Source organism: Micromonospora sp. DT47 (assembly GCF_049844475.1).
In the GTDB taxonomy this organism is placed as follows: domain Bacteria; phylum Actinomycetota; class Actinomycetes; order Mycobacteriales; family Micromonosporaceae; genus Micromonospora.
On sequence record NZ_JBNCLC010000014.1, the window covers coordinates 125,564 to 145,121 of the forward strand.

At 73.9% G+C, this 19,558-nt stretch carries 15 protein-coding genes; 6 read left to right on the forward strand and 9 right to left on the reverse strand.

Going from position 1 to position 19,558, the window contains the following annotated elements; translation table 11 throughout:
• Positions 1-92 precede the first annotated feature (92 nt).
• Positions 93-1,310, reverse strand: coding sequence for a globin domain-containing protein (locus tag ACLQ2U_RS21320; protein ID WP_425752482.1), 1,218 nt, complete (start codon positions 1,308-1,310; stop codon positions 93-95).
• 283 nt (positions 1,311-1,593) lie between these two features.
• On the opposite strand from ACLQ2U_RS21320, the gene ACLQ2U_RS21325 reads away from it, so the two are divergent.
• The 5 genes from ACLQ2U_RS21325 to ACLQ2U_RS21345 all read left to right on the forward strand — a co-directional run bounded on the left by ACLQ2U_RS21325 (position 1,594) and on the right by ACLQ2U_RS21345 (position 9,371).
• Complete coding sequence (locus ACLQ2U_RS21325; protein WP_425752483.1) at positions 1,594-2,235, forward strand: class I SAM-dependent methyltransferase; 642 nt, start codon at positions 1,594-1,596, stop codon at positions 2,233-2,235.
• A gap of 193 nt (positions 2,236-2,428) precedes the next feature.
• Positions 2,429-3,148 carry a uridine kinase gene (locus ACLQ2U_RS21330; RefSeq protein WP_425752484.1) on the forward strand — a complete coding sequence of 240 codons (720 nt, stop codon included), beginning with the start codon at positions 2,429-2,431 and terminating at the stop codon, positions 3,146-3,148.
• Between the two features lie 339 nt (positions 3,149-3,487).
• Positions 3,488-4,654, forward strand: coding sequence for a winged helix DNA-binding domain-containing protein (locus tag ACLQ2U_RS21335; protein ID WP_425752485.1), 1,167 nt, complete (start codon positions 3,488-3,490; stop codon positions 4,652-4,654).
• A gap of 59 nt (positions 4,655-4,713) precedes the next feature.
• Entirely contained in the window at positions 4,714-6,843 is a 2,130-nt protein-coding gene (locus tag ACLQ2U_RS21340; protein ID WP_425752497.1) for a DNA gyrase/topoisomerase IV subunit B, read from the forward strand.
• A 38-nt stretch (positions 6,844-6,881) separates the two neighbouring features.
• A complete protein-coding gene (locus tag ACLQ2U_RS21345; RefSeq protein ID WP_425752486.1) occupies positions 6,882-9,371 on the forward strand; it encodes a DNA gyrase/topoisomerase IV subunit A in 2,490 nt (829 codons plus the stop codon).
• Between the two features lie 210 nt (positions 9,372-9,581).
• Here ACLQ2U_RS21345 and ACLQ2U_RS21350 read toward each other — a convergent pair whose 3' ends face one another.
• Positions 9,582-10,919, reverse strand: coding sequence for a uracil-xanthine permease family protein (locus tag ACLQ2U_RS21350; RefSeq protein WP_425752487.1), 1,338 nt, complete (start codon positions 10,917-10,919; stop codon positions 9,582-9,584).
• Positions 10,920-11,114: 195 nt separating this feature from the next.
• Here ACLQ2U_RS21350 and ACLQ2U_RS21355 point away from each other — a divergent pair, with 195 nt between their 5' ends.
• Positions 11,115-11,633: a TrmH family RNA methyltransferase gene (locus tag ACLQ2U_RS21355; protein WP_425752488.1), complete on the forward strand. Its 519-nt coding sequence runs from the start codon at positions 11,115-11,117 to the stop codon at positions 11,631-11,633.
• A gap of 110 nt (positions 11,634-11,743) precedes the next feature.
• Here the strand turns inward: ACLQ2U_RS21355 and ACLQ2U_RS21360 are convergent, their stop codons facing one another.
• From ACLQ2U_RS21360 to pseB, 7 genes are read right to left on the reverse strand one after another with little or no spacing between them, the layout of a single operon-like run.
• Complete coding sequence (locus ACLQ2U_RS21360; RefSeq protein ID WP_425752489.1) at positions 11,744-12,379, reverse strand: alpha-ketoglutarate-dependent dioxygenase AlkB; 636 nt, start codon at positions 12,377-12,379, stop codon at positions 11,744-11,746.
• A gap of 12 nt (positions 12,380-12,391) precedes the next feature.
• Positions 12,392-13,456: a PseG/SpsG family protein gene (locus tag ACLQ2U_RS21365; protein WP_425752498.1), complete on the reverse strand. Its 1,065-nt coding sequence runs from the start codon at positions 13,454-13,456 to the stop codon at positions 12,392-12,394.
• On the reverse strand, positions 13,453-14,181 hold the full coding sequence (locus tag ACLQ2U_RS21370) for a cytidylyltransferase domain-containing protein (protein ID WP_425752499.1): 729 nt from the start codon (positions 14,179-14,181) through the stop codon (positions 13,453-13,455). Before ACLQ2U_RS21370 ends, ACLQ2U_RS21365 begins: the two co-directional genes overlap by 4 nt.
• A gap of 59 nt (positions 14,182-14,240) precedes the next feature.
• A complete protein-coding gene (locus ACLQ2U_RS21375; protein ID WP_425752490.1) occupies positions 14,241-16,043 on the reverse strand; it encodes a class I SAM-dependent methyltransferase in 1,803 nt (600 codons plus the stop codon).
• Positions 16,033-16,875 (reverse strand): hypothetical protein, encoded by an 843-nt coding sequence (locus tag ACLQ2U_RS21380; RefSeq protein ID WP_425752491.1) that lies wholly within the window; start codon positions 16,873-16,875, stop codon positions 16,033-16,035. Before ACLQ2U_RS21380 ends, ACLQ2U_RS21375 begins: the two co-directional genes overlap by 11 nt.
• A 10-nt stretch (positions 16,876-16,885) precedes the next feature.
• On the reverse strand, positions 16,886-18,046 hold the full coding sequence (locus ACLQ2U_RS21385) for a DegT/DnrJ/EryC1/StrS family aminotransferase (protein WP_425752492.1): 1,161 nt from the start codon (positions 18,044-18,046) through the stop codon (positions 16,886-16,888).
• Complete coding sequence (gene pseB / locus ACLQ2U_RS21390) at positions 18,043-19,029, reverse strand: UDP-N-acetylglucosamine 4,6-dehydratase (inverting) (protein ID WP_425752493.1); 987 nt, start codon at positions 19,027-19,029, stop codon at positions 18,043-18,045. Before pseB ends, ACLQ2U_RS21385 begins: the two co-directional genes overlap by 4 nt.
• Between the last annotated feature and the right edge of the window lie 529 nt (positions 19,030-19,558).

Below are 19,558 nucleotides of genomic sequence, written 5' to 3' on the forward strand. Positions count from 1 at the left end.
CGGTGCGGTCTGTCCCCCCCCCCCCGCCCCGGCCCGCCCCCCCCCCCCCCCCCCCCCCCCCCCCCCCCCCCCCCCCCCCCGCCCGGGTCAGGTCAGACGCCGCGCAGCATGCCCGGCCCGAAGACCTCGTACGCGATCCGCTCCACCGGTACGCCCCGACGCAGCAGTCCGCCACGGATCTGGTTCATGAACGGCAGTGGCCCGCAGAGGTGCACGTGCGTATCGGGGGAGAGCGGGATCAGCTCGGGGTCGACCCGGCCCCGGGCCACCTCGGCGGTCGGCGTGGCCGCCCCGTCGTCCTCCGTGGTCTCCTCGTACCAGAGCTTCAACCGCAGGTGGGGCAGCTTGGCGTACAGCCCGGGCAGCGCGTCGCGGTGGGCGTGCGCGGCGGCGTCCCGGTCGGCGTGCACCAGCACCACCGGGCGCTCGGGCGCGGTGGCGGCCAGGTGTTCCAGCGCGGACATCGCCGGGGTGAGCCCGATGCCGGCGCTGACCAGCACCAGCGGCCCGTCCCCGGCCACCGCGCTGACCTCGCCGAAGGGCGGGCTGAGTCGCAGCGTGTCGCCGACCGCGACCCGTTCGTGCAGGACGGTGGAGACCAGGCCGTCGGGTGCGCCGCCGGCGCCGCGGACCCGCTTGACGGTGATCCGCCAGTGGTCGGCGCCCGGCGCGCCGGAGAGGCTGTACTGGCGGATCTGCTGGCCGAGCCCGCCGTCGAGGTCCACCGCCACCGAGACGTACTGGCCCGGGACGAAGCCGGGGACCGGTCCGCCGTCGGCCGGGACGAGGGTGAACGACCGCACGTCGGTGGCCTCCGGGGTGACCTCGGTGACCCGCCAGTCCCGCCAGATCGACGCACCCTCGCCGACGCCGGCCGCCGTGTAGAGCCGGGCCTCCCGGGCGATGAGTTCGCAGGCCAGCAGCCAGTACACCTCGTCCCAGGCGGCGGCGACCTCGGCGGTGACCGCGTCGCCGAGCACCTCGCCGATGGCGGCCATCAGGTGCCGGCCCACGATCGGGTACGAGGTGGCGGTGATGCCGAGCGAGGCGTGCTTGTGCGCGATCCGGTCGAGGATGGGCCCGCACGGCGCGGCCCCGGCGCCGGTCAGGTGCTCGGCGTACGCGACGACCGCGGCGGCCAGTGCCGCCTTCTGCTGGCCGGTGGCCTGGTTGCTCCGGTTGAACAGGTCGAGCAGCTCCGGGTGGGCGGCGAACATCCGCTGGTAGAAGCAGCCAGTGATCGCCTCCCCGTGTGCCCGTACCACGGGCAGTGTGGCGGTGACAATGGCGGCTGACGATTCCGAGAGCACGGCTCCTCCTTCGGTCCTACGTACGGAGCACACTCAAACAGGAGTCGCAGATTCCTCTTCAGGGTCGAAGGTCCCGGGTCGCCGGTGGCGAGGATCACGGTCTCCCGGCCCCTGCCCGGGCCCGGACCCGCTGGCTAGGGTCGGTCCGTGAAGCTCAACCGGTCCACCGACATGGCGCTGCGGATCGCCATGCTCACCGAACCTCTTGATAAGCGGGGCCCGCGACGGTCCGGCGGCCTTCGGGGGCGGTAGCCTGCGGGGAAACCGTCGATGTGGAGCGCCGATGTCCTGCTCCCGGGTCTCCCACCCGCTCTTCGCCCGGCTCTTCGCGCGGGTCAGCGTGGCGATGGACCGGGCCGGCGCCGCCGAGCACCGCCACCGGCTGGTCGCCGGCCTGCGCGGCCGGGTCATCGAGGTGGGGGCCGGCAACGGGCGGATGTTCACCCACTACCCGTCCGAGGTGGACGACGTGCTGGCCGTCGAGCCGGAGCCACGGCTGCGCGCCGCCGCACTGGCCGCCGCCGCGGCGGCACCGGTGCCGGTCATGGTCACCGACGGGCTCGCCGAGGCGCTGCCGGTCGCCGACGGCGACGCCGACGCGGTGGTGATGTCCCTGGTGCTCTGCTCGGTCGCCGACCAGGCCACGGCGCTGCGTGAGGCGTACCGGGTGCTGCGCCCCGGCGGGCAGCTGCGCTTCTACGAGCACGTGGCGGCCGGCACCTCCGGCCTGCGCCGGGCGCAGCGCTGGGCGGACGCCACCTGCTGGCCACTGCTCTGCGGGGGCTGCCACACCGGCCGGGACACGGTGGCGGCGATCGTCGCCGCCGGCTTCCGCGTGGTCGACCTCGACCGGTTCCGCTTCCCGCCCACCCAGGTGCCGATGCCGGCCTCACCGCACGTGCTCGGGGCGGCGGTCCGGCCCTGAGGCCCGCTGCGGCCCGACCCGGACCCGACCGGCGCCCGCCGGCCGCGCCCCGGCCCGGTCGCGCCGGGGGCGGCCCTGACCGGGCCACCCTCGACCGGTGGGTCACCCGACCGAGGCCGTGCCGGCGGCGACCATACGCAGGAGACATCAGGCCGGTCATCCGCCCGTAAACGGGCGGACATAGGGTTGGTCGATGGATCCCGCCGTGCACCGGTCCGTCTCCACCTGGCAGCAGGCGCTGCCCACCACCACGTCCGGCGCCCGGGCTGCGCTGCTCGACCGGATCGCCGCGCGGATCCTCGCCCGCGGCGCCGGACGGCTGCGGGTCGGGGTGGACGGCTTCACCGCGGCCGGCAAGACCTCCCTCGGCCACGAACTGGCCGAACGGCTCTGCGCGGCCGGGCGGCCCGTGCTCCGGGCCAGCCTCGACGACTTCAAGCACCCCTGGCGGGACCGGCACCGCTACGACCGGACGTCCGGCCCCGGCTACTACCGCAACGCCTTCGACAACCCCGCCATCCGAGCCCTGCTGCTCGGCCCGGCCGGCCCGGCCGGCACCGGCCGCTGCGTGCTCTGCCTGCGCGACCCGCTCACCCAGCGCGAACACGCCGACGTGGTCACCCCGGCCGCCCCCGACGCCGTCCTCGTCGTCGACGGGGTCTTCGCGTTCCGGCCCGAGCTGGACGACCTCTGGGAGTACCGGATCTGGCTGGACGTGCCGGCCGAGCTGTCCGTACGCCGGGGCGTGGCCCGCGACGGGGAACGGGAGGGCGTCGAGGCGGCCGAGGCTTTGCACCGGGACCGGTACCTCGCCGCGGAGCGGCTCTACCTCGTCGAGGCCGACCCGGTGAGCCGGGTGGACGCGGTGGTCGACAACTCGGACTTCGGCCGGCTGGTGCTGGTCCGCGACTGACGGCCGGGGCGGGCGTGCGGTCAGCCGGGCCACCAGCTCGGCCTTGCCCCGGGTGTACGCCTCCCGATCGTGCCCGACGGTCGCGGCCAGATCCCGCTTGAGCGCCGCGTACTCTGCCTCGGCCAGCCGTGCCGTCGAATCGTCCTCGTCCACCGTGGACCCCCGTCCAGAGCTGACGTCCGTCGGTCCCACCCAGGCCGGCGGTGCCGGCTCCGGCACCCCCGCCAGCGTCCGCCCGACCGTGCGGGCCAGCGTACCGGTGGCTGCCGCCGCACCGGGAGTTGTCGGTGCCGAACGGTAGCGTGCGCCACCGGAGAGCGGGACCGGTGGAGGGGTGCGATGGGTGGCTCGACCGGCATGGCGACCATGTCCTGGACGGCGGCGGTGAGCCGGCGATTGCGCCGGCACCGGCTGGCCGGCCCGCCCGGCGACGGCACCCCGGCGGACGTGGCCGCCGCCATCTGCGGCGCGCACGCGCAGGTCATGTCCGCGGCCGAGCTGTCGATCGGGCTGCGCGCGGCCGGGACCACCCGGGAACACGTCCGGGCGGCGCTCTGGACCGAGCGCAGCCTGGTCAAGGCGTTCGGTCCACGCGGCACCGTGCACCTGCTGCCGGCGCGGGACCTGCCGATGTGGACGGCCGCGCTCGCCGCCGTCCCACGCGCCCTGCCGAGCCAGGCCCCAGGCGTACGGCTTGACCCGGCACAGACCGACACCGTGGTGGCGGCGGTCGGCGCCGCGCTGCGGGAGGAAGAGTTGACCCTCGAGGAGCTGGACGAGCGGGTCGCCGCCCTGGCCGGGTCCTGGGCCGGCGAGCGCGTCATGCCGGCCTTCCAGGGTTTCTGGCCCCGCTGGCGACAGGCGCTCCCGGTCGCCGCGGCCCGGGGGCAGCTCTGCTTCGGCCCCCCGCGCGGGCGCAAGGTCACCTACGCGCACCCGGCCCGGTGGCTGCCCGGGTTCACGCCGGCCGAGCCGGGCCCGGCCGCCGCCGAGCTGGCCCGTCGCTGGCTCTACGCGTACGGGCCGGCCGATCCCCAGCACTTCGCCCAGTGGCTGGCCGCCCCCCGCCGATGGGCCGCCGAGCTGTTCGACACCCTCGCCGACGAGCTCGAACCGGTCGAGCTGGGCGGGGCCCGGCGGTGGCGGCTCGTCGGTGACGACGCCACGGAAGAGCCCGTCGAGGGGGTCCGGCTGCTGCCCTACTTCGACGCGTACACCGTCGGCTGCCACCCCCGCGAGCTGCTCTTCCCCGACCGCGCGGCGGCGCGTGCCCTCGCCCGCGGGCAGAGCGGCAACTACCCGGTGCTGCTCATCGACGGCATCGTCGGCGGGGTGTGGCACCAGCGGCGCACCGGCCGGCGAATCGAGATCACCGTCGAGCCGCTGGAGCCGCTCACGGCCGCCCGCCGGCGCGCTCTCGATGATCAGGCGCAGCGGGTCGGGGAGGTCCTGGAGGCTGTGCCCCGGCTCACCATCGGGCCGGTGACCGTCGGCCCGCACGCCTGACGCCGGCGGCGCGCCGGCTCGGGAGGTCGCCGGCTTGTCGGAGCGTCGGGCTAGGCTCGCTGCGGCGCGCCGCGCGCGGTGGCCGGGACGGTGACCGGCGCCACACCGCAGAGACCGGGGAGTACGACCAGTTGACCGCACAGCCTGAGACCCTCTACGGGGCAGACGACCTCACGCACCTGGAGGGCCTGGACGCCGTCCGCAAGCGTCCCGGCATGTACATCGGCTCGACCGACAGCCGTGGCGTGGGTCACCTCGTCAACGAGATCCTCGACAACTCCACCGACGAGGGCGTGGCCGGTCACGCCACCAAGGTGGTGGTGACGCTGCACGCCGACGGCTCGGTGCAGGTCGACGACGACGGTCGCGGCATCCCCACCGACGTGCACGCCAAGTCCGGCATCTCCGGCGTCGAGCTGGTGCTCACCCGGCTGCACGCCGGCGGCAAGTTCGGCGGCTCCGGCTACAAGACCTCCGGCGGCCTGCACGGCGTCGGCGCCTCCGCGGTCAACGCGCTCTCCCGCCGGTTCGACGCCACCGTCCGGCGCGGCGGCAAGATCCACTCGATGTCGTTCCGGCACGGCGTACCCGGGATCTTCGACGGCGACGGCCCGGACGCGCCCTTCACCGCCGGCCCCGGTCTCCAGATCGTCGGCGCGATGAAGCGCCGCCAGCCCACCGGCACCTCGATCCGCTACTGGCACGACGCCCGCTACTTCGAGACCGGCGCGGCGCTCGACATCGATGCCGTCCGGTTGAAGCTGCGCAACACCGCCTTCCTGGTGCCCGGGGTCGACTATCGGCTGCGCGACGAGACCGCCGAGGAGCCCTCCGAGGAGCGGTTCCACTTCCCCAACGGCCTCACCGACATGGTGGAGTTCCTCGCCCCGGCCGGCGACCGGCCCGTCTCCGGCACCCTGCTGCTCACCGGCGAGGGGACCTACCGGGAGAACGCCGCCGACGCCAACGGCGTCATGCAGTCCAATGTGCAGCGCCGCGCCGAGGTCGAGGTCGCCCTGCGCTGGGGCACCGGCTACGAGCGCACCGTGGAGTGCTTCAGCAACACCATCCGCAACGCGCACGGCGGCACCCACCGCAAGGGCTTCGAGCGGGCCCTGGTCCGCACCCTCGCCGACGCCGTCCGCAACACCCGGGGCCTGCTCAAGGCCAAGGAGGATCCACCCACCCTGGACGACGTCCTGGAGGGGATGACGGCCGTGGTGCACGTGCGGATCCCCGAGCCGCAGTTCACCTCGCAGACCAAGGACGAGCTCTCCACCGCCGGCATCACCAAGGTGATCCAGACCCTCATGGAGCAGCACCTCAAGGCGTGGCTGGACGACCGGCGCACCAAGGCCGAGGCGCGCACCGTCCTCCAGAAGATCGTCGACGCGGCCCGGGTACGCCTCACCCAGAAGCAGCAGAAGGACGCAGCTCGGCGCAAGACCGCCCTGGAGGGCGCGTCGATGCCCGCCAAGTTGGTCGACTGCCGTGCGGCGGGCATCGACCGCAGCGAGCTGTTCATCGTGGAAGGGGACAGCGCCCTCGGGACAGGGCGACTTGCCCGATCCGCCGAATATCAGGCGCTTCTCCCGATCCGGGGCAAGATCCTCAACGTGCAGAAGGCGAACCTCCAGCAGGTGCTGGACAACGCCGAGTGCGCCGCGATCGTCCAGGTGCTCGGCGCCGGCTCGGGGCGCACCTTCGACCTGTCGTCCCTGCGCTACGGCCGGGTGCTGATCATGGCCGACGCCGACGTGGACGGCGCGCACATCCGTACCCTGCTGATCACGCTCTTCGCCCGGTACATGCGGCCGCTGATCGAGGCCGGCCGGCTCTTCGCCGCGATGCCGCCCCTGCACAAGATCACCACCAGGGGGCGCAACCCGCAGACCATCTACACCTACACCCAGGCCGAGATGGAGGCGACGGTCCGCAAGCTGGAGAAGGCCGGCAAGCAGATCGTCACCCCGATCCCACGGTTCAAGGGTCTCGGCGAGATGGACGCCGACGAGCTGTGGGAGACCACGATGAACCCAGCCACCCGGGCGGTCCGCCGGATCACCATCGACGACGTCGACGCCGCCGAGCGGATCCTCGAACTGCTGATGGGGGAGAAGGTCGAGCCGCGCCGCAACTGGCTGATCGACTCCTCCGGCCGGGTCGACCGGGACGCGATCGACGCATGAGCACGCTGGTCCCCGCCCGCCGAGAAGGAAGCTGAACGATGGCACGCCGCAAGGACGACCGCGCCAAGGTGGACCTGTCCGCCTTCGACCAGGCCGGCGCGCGGGTGTTCGACAACCCGCTGGTCACCGAGGTCTCTGACTCCTACCTGGAGTACGCCTTCTCGGTCATCCACTCCCGCGCCCTGCCCGACGCGAGGGACGGCCTCAAGCCGGTGCACCGGCGCATCCTCTACGCGATGAACGAAGCGGGATTCCGCCCCGACCGGTCGCACGTCAAGTCCGCCCGGGTGGTCGGCGAAGTGATGGGCAAGTACCACCCGCACGGTGACACCGCCATCTACGACGCGATGGTCCGGCTCGCCCAGGACTTCTCGCTGAACGTGCCGCTGATCGACGGGCACGGCAACTTCGGATCCCCGGACGACGGACCGGCTGCGGCGCGCTACACCGAAGCACGCATGTCCCGCGAGGCGATGCTGCTCGTCGGTGAGCTGGGCGAGGACACCGTCGACGTCGAGCCCAACTACGACGGCTCGCTCACCCAGCCGACCGTGCTGCCGGCCGCCTTCCCCAACCTGCTGGTCAACGGGGCGTCCGGGATCGCGGTCGGGATGGCGACCAACATGATCCCGCACAACCTGGGCGAGGTGGTCACCGCCGCCCGCTGGCTGATCAACCACCCGGACGCCGACCTGGACAAGCTGATGGAGTTCGTCCCCGGGCCGGACCTGCCCACCGGCGGCGTGCTGCTCGGCCTGGACGAGGTGCGCCGGGCGTACGAGACCGGGCGCGGCGTGGTCCGGATGCGCGGCAAGGTGGAGATCGGCCCGCTGGAGGGCAGCCGTGGTCGGCAGGCGATCACGGTCGTCGAGCTGCCGTACGGCGTCGGCGCGGAGAAGGTCATCGCGGCGATCACCAACGAGGTCACCAAGACCAAGCGGCTCACCGGCATCGCCGACGTCAAGGACCTCACCGACCGGGAGAGCGGCACCCGGCTGGTCATCGAGTGCAAGGTCGGGGTCAACCCGCAGGCGCTGCTCGCCGACCTCTACCGGCTCACCCCGCTGGAGCAGTCCTTCGGCGTCAACAACCTGGTCCTGCTGGACGGGCAGCCGCGCACCCTCGGGCTGAAGGCGCTGCTGGAGGTCTTCCTGGCCCACCGCTACGAGGTGGTCACCCGGCGCAGCTCCTACCGCAGGCGCAAGCGGGAGGAGCGGCTGCACCTGGTCGACGGCCTGCTGATCGCCCTGCTCGACATCGACAAGGTGGTCAAGCTGATCCGGGGCAGCGACGACGCCCAGGCCGCCAAGGACGGCCTGATGCGGCAGTTCAAGCTCTCCGACATCCAGGCCACCTACATCCTGGACACTCCGCTGCGCCGGCTGACGAAGTACGACCGGATCGAGCTGGAGGCCGAGCAGGAGAAGCTCCGTAAGGAGATCGGCGAGCTCTCCACCATCCTGGACGACGAGAAGGTACTGAAGAAGGTCGTCTCCGACGAGCTGGCCGCGGTGGTGAAGCAGTTCGGCGCCCCGCGCCGCACGACGTTGGTCGACGGGGACCTCAAGGAGGTGCTGGCGGCGTCCGTGCCGGCCGGTCCGCTCGAGGTGGCCGACGACCCGTGCCAGGTGATCCTCTCGGCGGCCGGGCTGGTCGCCCGCACCGCGGCCGAGTCGGAGGAGGCCTCCGAGGGGCGCCGGCGCAACGGCCGGGTCAAGCACGACACGGTACGCGCGGTCGTGCACACCACGGCCCGCGGCCGGGTGCTCCTGGTCACCAGCGCCGGCCGAGCGTTCAAGATCGACGTGTTGCCGTTGCCGGTGCTGCCCGAGCAGGCCGGCACGGTGTCGCTGCGCGGTGGCATGTCCGCCGCCGAGCTGGTGCCGCTGGAGCCCGGCGAGACGGTGGTCGGCCTGGCGCCGCTCGGCCCGACCGCGCAGGGCTCCCCGGGCCTGGCGCTGGGCACCCGGCAGGGTGTGGTGAAGGTCTGCTCGCCGGAGTGGCCGGTCCGCTCGGACGAGTTCGAGGTGATCGGGCTGCGCGAGGGCGACGAGGTGGTCGGGGCGACCTGGCTCGCCGACGGCGCCGAGGCGCTGACGTTCATCACCAGCGAGGCGTCGCTGCTGCGGTTCGCCGCGACGCTGGTCCGCCCGCAGGGGCTCAAGGGCGGCGGCATGGCCGGGGTCAGCCTGCCGGCCGGGGCCCGGGTGGTCTTCTTCGGCGCGGTCCGCACCGACGATCCGGGGCACGGCGAGCCGATGGTGGTCACTTCGACCGGCGCGACGGTCAAGGTGACGCCGTTCGGGTCGTACCCGGCGAAGGGGAGGGCGACCGGCGGGGTGCGCGCGCAGCGGTTGCTCAAGGGTGAGACGGACCTGGTGGTGGCCTGGGTCGGCTCCCGCCCGGTCGGTGCGACGGCGACCGGCGATCCGGTGGAACTGCCGCCGGCGGATCGCCGGCGGGACGGCTCCGGCTTCGCCGTGATGCTCGGCCCGACCGTCGTCGGCCACCTCATCGAACGCGACTGACCCACCTGCAGCGGCGGAGGGGCCGGGGGCTGACGCCCCCGGCCCCTCCGCCGTCCCACCCGCTCCCCGCCCCGCCCCGTCTCGTTGATCATGAAGTTGACGGCACCGGAACGGACATTCCGCACCGCTAATCTCATGATCAACCGACCGACCGACCGACCGACCGACCGACCGACCGACCGGCCGGCCGCGGCGGGCGGGGGAGGGCGGTCAGAGTTCGGGTTCGGGGCCTCGGCGGGTCGCCGGGGTGGTGCCGCGGAGGCGGGCGACCAGGCGCATGCCGTGGTAGATGACCAGGGCGGCGGCGGTACCCAGGGCGATGCCGTTGAAGGACAGGTCGCCGACGGTCAGGGTGTAGTTGGCGGCACCGACGATGACCGCGACGGCGGCGGTCATCAGGTTGACCGGGTCGTGGAAGTCGACCCGGCTCTCGATCCAGATCCGGGCGCCGAGGATGGCGATCAGGCCGTAGAGCGCGGTGGTCGCGCCGCCGAGCACCCCGGCCGGCACGGTCAGGATCAGCGCGCCGAACTTGGGGCTGAGCCCGAGCAGCACCGCGGCCAGCCCGGCCACCCAGTACGCGGCGGTGGAGTAGACCCGGGTCGCCGCCATCACGCCGATGTTCTCCGCGTACGTGGTGGTGCCGGAACCGCCGCCGGAGCCGGCGAGCACGGTGGCCAGGCCGTCGCCGAGGAACGCCCGGCCCATGTCCCGGTCCAGGTTGCGGCCGGTCATCGCGGCGACAGCCTTGACGTGCCCGGCGTTCTCCGCGACCAGCACCAGGATCACCGGGATCACCAGGACCACCGCGCGGAGGCTGAAGCTCGGCGCGTGGAACTGCGGCAGCCCCACCCAGGCGGCGTCGCGCAGCCCGTCGACCGCCTTCGGGTCCAGGTCACCGAGGAGCGCGGCGAGCACCCAGCCGACCACCACGCCGAGCAGGATGGACAGTCGGGCCAGGAATCCCCGGAAGGCGACCGTGGCGAGCAGGATCGCGGCCAGGGTGACCAGGGCGATCAGCGGCTGCGCCTTGACGCCGGTGCCGCTGCCGCCGCCGTCCCAGGCCACCGGGGCCAGGTTCAGGCCGATCAGCGCGACGATCGCCCCGGTCACCACCGGCGGCATCAGCGCGTCGATCCAGCGGGCCCCGGCGAGCTGCACCACCAGCCCGACCACGGCGAGCGCGACGCCGGCGACGACGATGCCGCCGAGCGCCGGGCCGATGTCGCCGCCGGCCTTCGCGGCCAGCACCGGCGCGATGAAGGCGAACGACGAGCCGAGGTACGAGGGCAGCCGGTTGCCGGTGATCAGCAGGAACAGCAGGGTGCCGAGCCCGGAGAAGAAGAGCGTGGTGGCCGGCGGGAAGCCGGTGATCAGCGGCACCGTGAAGGTGGCGCCGAACATGGCCACCACGTGCTGCACGCCGACCCCGACCGTACGCGGCCAGGAGAGCCGTTCGCCGGGGTGCACCACGTCACCGGGGGTGACGGAGCGGCCGTCGCCGTGCACGGTCCACGGGGACCAGCGGGAAGCGGGGGACTGGGTCATGGTGCGCCCTTCGCGTCGTCAGGTGACGGGGGCGTGGTCGACCCTGAGAGTTGTTTCTAGCATGGCGGCGGGCGGTGCCCCGGGGCGGCCGGCCGGTCTACAATCGAGCGGTTCGTCCCTGTCGATGGCCCGGGTGCGCCGCGAAGCACCCTCCCTCATGATCCAGACTTCTCCCGGCGGAGCCGCCGGCGCGGCGTGAGCCCCGCCATCCGGGTGCGCCCGCGCCGCGAGCTGCGGGCCGCCCGCCGGACCCGTGCCCACCGCTGCTGGGGCCACCTGATCGCCGCCCCGCTCTGGCCGATGCACGGCGCCAACCTCGGCACCCTCCTGCGTACCTGCGACGCCGTCGGCGCCTGCCTGGCCGTGCCGCCGTTCGGCTGGGTCGACGAGGCCCTGGCCCGGGGCAACACGCTGCGCCGGCCCAGCTGCGTGCACCGGGTCGGCAGCCCGCTGCGCTGGCTGGCCGCCGAGCGGGCGGCCGGCGCCCGGATCCTCGGCGTGGAGCTGGCCGACGAGGCGGTCCGCCTCGCCGACCTGCCCGCCGCCCGCCGGCGCACCGTGGTGGTGCTCGGGCACGAGGCGACCGGCATCCCGGCCGAGGCGGTGGACGCGCTCGACGCGGCGGTGGAGATCCCCATGGTCGGCCACGGCCTGAGCCTCAACGTGGCGGTCGCCGGCTCCCTGGTCCTCTACAAACTCGCCGGCCTCCTCTGACCACCCACCCGGGCCGCCAGCCTGTTGATCAAGATGTTTGCGTCTTCACCGGCCGGAATTCCAACGCGAAACTTCTTGATCAATGCAGGAGTGGGTCCGGTGATGGGGGGTCAGGCCACGCCGGTGGGTCGGAACTGAACGCTGACCCGGGGGCCGGTAGGGCGGGCGGTCTTGGGAATGGCGTGCTCCCAGGTGCGCTGGCAGGAGCCGCCCATCACGACCAGGTCGCCGTGCCCGAGGGGGAAGCGCAGGCTGGCGCCACCGCCGCGCGGGCGCAGCAGCAGCGGCCGGGGCGAGCCGAACGAGACGATCGCGACCATGGTGTCGGTGTGCGCCGAGCGGCCCTGGGTGTCGCCGTGCCAGGCGACACTGTCCCGGCCGTCCCGGTAGAGGCACATCCCGGCGGTCACGAACGGCTCGCCCAGCTCCGCGGCGTAGTGCCGGGTCAGCGCCTCCCGCGCGGCGGTGAGCACCGGGTGCGGCAGCGGCCGACCGCCGGCGTACCAGCAGAGCAGGCGGGGAACGTCGACCTCGGTGTCGTACATGGTGCGGCGCTCGGCGCGCCAGGGCACCTCGGCCAGCAGGGTGTCGAGCACCGCGTCGGAGCCGTACACCCAGCCGGGGAGGTGGTCCACCCAGGCCCCCCGGGTGAGCAGGTGCCGGCGCAACCCGCCCGGCAGCGGCCCGAGGGCCGGCCCGGTGTCGGCGAGGTCGAGTATCGACGGCTGGTAGGCGGCCTGCGACATGCCGCCACCCTATCAGGGGTTTAGTACAGGCGTACGATCCCGCACGGCGGCGAGGACGGCGTCGGCCACCCGGGCCCGGCCCTGCCCGTCGACGGTCTCCCAGGCCCGCGCGGAGAGCGCCGAGCGCCGCTGCGGCGAGGTGAGCAGGCTCTGCAGGGTCCGCGCGGCCGTCGCCCGGGCCGTCCGGCCGTCCACCCCGGTGCCGGCCAGCTCGGGCAGCTCGCCCAGGCCGGCCACCAGGCCGTGCTCCACCACCCGGTGGTACGACTCCCGTTGGTTGTCCACCACGCAGACCAGCGCGGACGGCGCACCCAGGCAGCACAGCTCCCAGGTCGACGTGCCGGCGGCGCTGACCACCAGGTCCGCCGCGCCGATCAGCGCGGGCAGCCCGTCGGTGGGCGGCACGAGGTGCAGCGACTGCCCCCGACCCGGGGAGACCGTCTCCAGCTCCGCCTCGATCTCCGGGCGCCCCACCACCACGGTCAGGTCCATCGGTTGGCCGGTGGAGAGCAGCACCCGGGTCAGCACCGGGGCGGCGCCCACCGCGTCGGTCCCACCGAAGAAGGCGAGCACCCGGGGCCGGCCGATTTCCGCCGGCGGCCGGGGGGCGGCGGGCCGGGTGGTCACCACCGAGTCCCGCAGCAGGGCGTACCGGGTGCCGGCGAGCAGCCGGTTGGCCGGCGCGACGGTGTCCGCGCCGAAGTTCTGGTCCAGGTAGAGGTCGGCGTCCTGGCCGCGGCTGTCGCCGTCGACGATGACGAGGGTGACCACGCCGGCCGCGCGCAGCGCCCCCGCGCCGGCCGGGTCGAGCTCGTACGAGTCGAGCACCATGACGTCCAGCTCGTGCCGGCGGGCCGCCTCGACCAGCCCTTCCGGGGTGTCCGGCCCGGGATGCAGCGGGATGCCGCGCGCGGCGAGCTGGGCGCTGGCCCAGCCGACCCGCTCGATCGAGCCGAACACCTCGACCCGGGCGCCCCGGGCCAGGAACTCCTCGCCCAGGGCCAGGCACCGGACCAGGTGGCCGACGCCGCGCTGCGGACCGGCGTCGCAGCGCAGCCCGATGCGTGCCGTGCTCAGGACTCCTCCAGCCGCTTCTGGCGTACCGCGGCGTTGAGGGCACGCAGCGCCGGCTGGCCGTCGAGCCAGTCGGCGAGCTTGGCCAGCGGCACGCTGACGTCGCCGAAGTGGTCGACGACCGCGCGGACCAGCGCCCAGTCCTCCTCGGTGTCGAGGGTGAGCCGCAGCTCCGACCGGTCCGGGGTGAGGGTCACCCCGAGCACCCGGAACAGCTCCGGGTGCTCGTACGCGTACGAGGTCACGTGCACCCGGTGGTGGTCGGTGGCGAGCCGGTCGAGGGTCCGCAGCACATCCGCCCCGATGATCTCGACGTCCATCCCGCGCGGCAGCGTGCGGGCGATCGAGGTGCTGGCGTAGTCGAGCCCGGGCACCGCCCGGTACACCGAGGCGACCAGCGTGATGATCTCCGGGTCGAGCAGCGGGCAGTCCGCGGTGAAGCGCATCACCGCGTCGCCGGGGTGGGCGTCCAGGGCGCCGATGAACCGCGCCAGCACGTCGTCGACCGGGCCGCGGTGACACGGCACGCCGAGCCGCTCGCACTCGGTCACCACCGCGTCGTCGACGGCGTCGGTGCTGGTCGCCACCACCAGGTCGGCGAGGACGCCGCTGTCCTGGGCGGCCCGGACGACCCGGCCGAGGACGCTGCGCCCGGCCAGCGGGCGCAGCACCTTGCCGGGCAGCCGGGAAGAGCCCATCCGGGCCTGCACCACGCCGACGATCCGCAGGTCGCCGCGGGTCGACGGCGCCGCAGCCAGCGCGCCGGTGGTGTCGTTCTGAGCCGTCACTACTGCTCCTCCTGCTTCGGTGCCAGTGCCTCGCGGGCCCGGCGCTTGGCCGCCCGGGCGCCTCGCTTCGCCAGTCTCGCAGGCTTGACCGCCAGCTTGCCCACCTGGTACCGGAGCGAGCCGCTGAGCAGGTTCAGCTTCGTCTCGGCGTGGCGCAGCCCCTTCTCCCGCAGGTCGAGCAGCCCCTCGATCCAGGTCAGTTTCGCGGTGAGCCGGGTGATCTCCTCGCGCTGGCGTACCCACGCCTCGTGGAGCTGCTGGTAGCTGCGCGGCCCGGCCGGCGGGTCGGTCGGCTCGACCGCCCGCAGCTCGGTGGCGAGGGTGACCCACCCGTCGGTGTCCAGCCCGCGCAGCGCGGCGGTGATCGCCGCCTCCGCCTCGATGGCCGCGTCCACGGTCCTCCGGTCCAGGTCCCGGCCGGCCAGGCCGGCGAGGACCACGGTCAGGCCCGCCACGTCCAGGGTGGACGCCCACGGGTGGGCGTACCCGCCGGTGAGCAGCGCGGCGGCGAACCGCCACAGGCCCCGGGCCAGCGCGACCTCGCCGCCCAGCGGCGCGGCGGCCTGCCAGCTCGGGTCGAGCACGGCGAACCGGTCGCCGTCGACCACCACGTTGTCGGTGCCGGCCAGGGCCACCGCGCCGGTCAGCCGGCCGTCCGCACCGGCCTGACCGGCGAGCCAGCCCGCGTAGCCGCCCAGCAGCCGGCGCAGGGTGTCCTGGTCGCGGCGCAGGCAGGCGTCGAGCAGCAAACTGCGCAGCAGCCGCCCCTCGGGCACCGGCCCGTCCAGCGCGGCCGGGTCACGGTACGCCGCCTCCCGGCTGGCGAACGGCGCCGGCGTGGTCTCGGAGCGGGCCTTCGGGTCGGTGATCCGCCACCGCCAGCCGCCGCCCTCGGCCACCACCTCGGCCACGCCGATGCCGGGCGGGCCCGTCTGCACCAGCGCCACCGGCAGGTCGATCCGCTCCGGCGCCGGGCCGGAGGAACGGCGGGCGAGCAGCAGCCAGCTCGGCGCGAGCGCCGAGCCGAGCCCGGCGTGCAGCGCGTCGACCGCCAGCCGGGCCGGGTCCTGGAGTACCGCCGCGCCGGTGAAACCGCCGGCGCAGGCGCCGTGCAGCACCGCGTCGAACAGGCCCGAGGTGGTCCGCCGGTCCAGCTCGTCGGCGTCGAGCAGAGCCGTCGTCGCGCCCGTTCCCGGGTACGCGGCGAAGGTGGCGTCGGTGCGTAGGCCGACGGCCGCCAGCCGGGCGCGCAGCTGCGCCAGGTTGGCCGGGCGGCCGGCGTCCAGCACGCCGCTGATCGTCCACGCCGAGTCGGCGCGGTCGGCGTACCAGGGCTCGGTGGCGACCAGCCGCGTCACGCCGAGCGGGTTGTCCAGCCGGAGCACCAGGGCGCCGTCCGGGCGGAGCGCGCCGACCAGCCGGTCCAGCACACCCTGCCAGCCCAGCCGCGGCCCCTCCACCGACTCGATCGCATCCAGGCCGGCGGCGGCGATCACCACGTCGAAGCTCTCGCCCGCGGGCAAGCCGGTCGGGCCGCCGACGACCACGCGCGCGGCCCGGTCGGCCAGCACCACCCCATCGGGGTAGCCGCGCAGCAGGCAGGTCACCTCGGCGTGCGCCAACCGGCCCAGCAGCGCCGGGTCGTGCGGCCCGGCCACCAGCACCCGGGCACCGGCCGGGACGACCCGCGCGGCGAGCGCGGCCAGCGGCCCGCCGTCGGTCAGGCGCTCCTCCGGCAGGTCGGACCAGGCCAGCATCTCCCCGCCGGGCAGCGCCATGTGGGGGGCCGTCTCAGTGGTCAACTCGTTCCTCCTGGCGCTTCGCCCACCCGAGCAGCTCGCGCAGCTCGGCCGGCGTACAACGGTGGTCGGCGCCCAGTTCGGCGCGGGCGATGGCGACGGCGGTCGACTGGTCGACCTGCTCGCCGTGCAGCTCCGGCCACTGCCGGCGGATCCGCGCCTGCCCGCCGAACGTGGGGTCCTCGTTGGCCAGCACCATCGGGTTGCCGTAGACGGCCGGCTCGCAGCCGGCGGCGATGCCGTAGAAGATGGCGCTGGTCAGCCGGTTCGAGGCCACCCGGCGGTGCCGACGCAGCTCGGTGAGCTGCTTGTCGAGGAAGAACGGGTCGGTGTCCTTCCACCAGTTGCCGCGGTAGCCGTGGCTGATGACCCGGAAGCCGGCCTGCTCGTAGAGCCGCCGGACCCGGCGCATCCCGTACTCGTGCCAGTAGAGGCAGACCGTGACCGGGCCGTCCTCGGTGTCCTGGATCCGGGCGATCAGCTCCTTGTGGTCGCCCTTGACGTCCTGGCCCTCCCAGCCGTGGAACGGGTACCAGATGGTCCCCGTCCGCTCCGACTCCGGCGGGTCCTCCGGCCGCATGGCGAGGAGGTAGCTGAACGGCGCACCGATCACGGTCACGTTGCGCCGCCCCACCGACCACGCGCGCCGCCGAGTCTGCTCCGACCAGAGCAGACTCGGCGTGAACTCGGCGTACGGGTGGCCGGGGGCCAGCCCGTCGCCGATGTTCCAGCCGTGCTGCACGTACCCGTCGATCCGCGGCGGGTGGCTGTCACCCAGGCCGCAGTAACGGGCCAGCACGTGCGCGTGGCCGTAGAAGTGGTTCGCGTGGTGCATCGGTCCCCTGTCAGGCGACGGCGGGACGCGCCGGGGTGCCGCGCAACGCCGCACGGAGTGCGTCGATGACGCGGTCCTGGTCGGCCTCGGTGAGGGTCGGGTAGAGCGGCAGCGAGAGCTGCTGCTCGTAGAACGACTCGGCGACCGGGCAGGATCCGCGCCGGTAGCCCAGATCCGCGAACGCCGGGTGCCAGTGCACCGGGATGTAGTTGACCTGGACGCCGATGCCTGCGGCCCGCATCCGGTCGTACACCTCGCGCCGGCGGCCCTCCAGCACCCGGATGGGGTAGAGGTGCCAGGCCGGGTCCGCCCACGCCTTGCGGGCCGGCAGCAGCACGCCGTCGAGGTCGGCCAGCGCCTCGTTGTAGCGGGCGACCAGGGCGGTCCGCCGGGCGACGAAGTCGCCGAGCCGGCGCAGCTGGCTGCGGCCCAGGGCGCAGAGCACGTCGGGGAGGCGGTAGTTCAGTCCGAACTCGTGCACCTCGTACCACCAGCCGCCCTCGTCGGGGAAGCGCAGCTCGTCGCGCTCGCGGACCGTCCCGATGCTGCGGAACCGGCGGGCCCGCTTCAGGATCTCCGGGTCGAGCGCGGCGACCCCGCCGCCCTCGGCGGTGGTCAGGTTCTTCGTGGGGAAGAACGAGAAGGTGGTCAGGTCGGCGAGCGAGCCGACCGGCCGCCCGTGGTACGTCCCGCCGATCGAGTGCGCGGCGTCGGCCAGCAGCAGCGCGTCGCTGCCCTCGACCGACTTGCGCAGGGCGTCGTAGTCGGCCGGGTGGCCGGCGTAGTCGACCGCGGAGACGACCTTGGTGCGCGGGGTGACCGCGGCGGCGGCCGCCGCCGGGTCGAGGCAGAAGGTCTCCTCGTCGACGTCGGCGAAGACGATCTTGGCGCCGAGGGCCACCGCGCTGCTGGCGGTGGCCACGAACGTCATCGGCGGGACGACCACCTCGTCACCGGGGCCCACACCGGCCGCCGCGTACGCCACGTGCAGCGCCGCGGTGCCGTTGGAGACGGCGGCGACGCCGACCCCGCCGGTCCACCCGGCGAGGTCGGCCTCGAACGCAGTCACCTGCGGGCCGGTGGTCAGCCAGTCACTGTGCAGCGTCTCGACGACGGCGGTGACGTCGTCGTCGGTGACGGACTGCCGCCCGTAGGGGAGCATCGCGGTCACGCGCCGGTGATGCCGAGCATCTCGCGCAGCTGCTCCACGCTGAGCCACTCGTCGTTGGTGTCCGACTGGTACGCGAAGCCGTCCGGCACCGCCTCGCAGTCGGCCGGCGGCTCGTAGCCCCAGCCGGCGATGGTCGGTTGGACGATGAACCGGTCCTTGCCGCGCAGCGTCCGGCGGCTGTCGTCCGGCGCGATCATCTCCTCGTGCAGCTTCTCACCCGGGCGGATGCCGATCTCGTGGGTGGTGGCCGACGGGGCGACCGCCTCGACCAGGTCGAGGATCCGCATGCTCGGGATCCGCGGCACGAACAGCTCGCCGCCCCGCATCTGGTCGAACGAGTCCATGACGAACTGGACGGCCTGGTCCAGGGTGATCCAGAACCGGGTCATCCGCTTGTCGGTGATCGGCAGGCTCTTGCCCTCGGCGGCGAGCCGGCGGAACAGCGGGACCACCGAACCGCGGCTGCCCACCACGTTGCCGTAGCGGACCACGGCGAACCGGGTGGGGTGGTTCGCGGCGTAGTGGTTGGCGGAGACGAAGAGCTTGTCACCGACCAGCTTGGTGGCGCCGTACAGGTTGATCGGGCTGGACGCCTTGTCGGTGGAGAGCGCGATGACCTTCTTGACGCCGGCGTCAATCGCGGCGTCCACCACGTTCTGCGAGCCGGTGATGTTGGTGGCGATGAACTCCGACGGGTTGTACTCGGCGGTGTCCACCTGCTTGAGGGCGGCGGCGTGCACCACGTAGTCGACGCCGTGCATCGCCCGGGTCAGCCGGTGCCGGTCCCGGATGTCACCGATGAACCAGCGCAGCCGCGGGTCGTCGCCGAGCTGCTGCTTCAGCTCGTACTGCTTCAGTTCGTCGCGGGAGAACACCACAACCCGGGCCGGGTCGGCCTCGTTGAGGATGTGCCGGAGGAACGTCTTCCCGAAGGAACCGGTCCCGCCGGTGATCAGAATGGAGGATCCATTCAACTCACTCAATTTGGTGCTCCCATGATCGTGGTTGTGCGCCGGTGGCAAGGGGCCGGCGACCGGACGGACGTTAGCCATGGTCGGTTAACGGGCCGACGCCGCCGGGTTGACCGGAGGCGCTGGCCGCGTGACGCCGGACGCCATGAAGTTAAACATTCGGCCGTTCCGGCGGGTTCGCGGCCCTCCAGGCGCGGCGTTCGCTAGAGTAGCCGGCCGGACGCGAAGGCTCCACTCCCCGGACCTTCGGCCAGTCATCTCACCCTGGGTGGGACGTACGGAAGCGCGGCGTCACCCCGCTCGGCGGATGTGGCTGTGCCGCACGTCGCCCTGCCGTCGCGCACACCGACGAGGACGGCTACCTCGACACCCCCCGCGAACTCGCCGGCGGCCCCGGCGGGCACCGCCCGGTAGGCGACGGGCGTGGCGTTGGTCACCAGGGTCGGGGTGGCCGCTGGCGCCTCGGTGATCCTGGCCGGCGGCATCCCCAGGCTGCCCGACGACCGGCGTCGGGTGGGCCATGGGGCCCCCCAGGCGGCCG

Coding starts and splice junctions, on each gene's coding strand:
- ACLQ2U_RS21325 (WP_425752483.1), top strand. CDS start 1,594: ATGTCCTGCTCCCGGGTCTCCCACCCGCTCTTCGCCCGGCTCTTCGCG.
- ACLQ2U_RS21330 (WP_425752484.1), top strand. CDS start 2,429: ATGGATCCCGCCGTGCACCGGTCCGTCTCCACCTGGCAGCAGGCGCTG.
- ACLQ2U_RS21335 (WP_425752485.1), top strand. CDS start 3,488: ATGGGTGGCTCGACCGGCATGGCGACCATGTCCTGGACGGCGGCGGTG.
- ACLQ2U_RS21345 (WP_425752486.1), top strand. CDS start 6,882: ATGGCACGCCGCAAGGACGACCGCGCCAAGGTGGACCTGTCCGCCTTC.
- ACLQ2U_RS21350 (WP_425752487.1), bottom strand. CDS start 10,919: ATGACCCAGTCCCCCGCTTCCCGCTGGTCCCCGTGGACCGTGCACGGC.
- ACLQ2U_RS21360 (WP_425752489.1), bottom strand. CDS start 12,379: ATGTCGCAGGCCGCCTACCAGCCGTCGATACTCGACCTCGCCGACACC.
- ACLQ2U_RS21380 (WP_425752491.1), bottom strand. CDS start 16,875: ATGCACCACGCGAACCACTTCTACGGCCACGCGCACGTGCTGGCCCGT.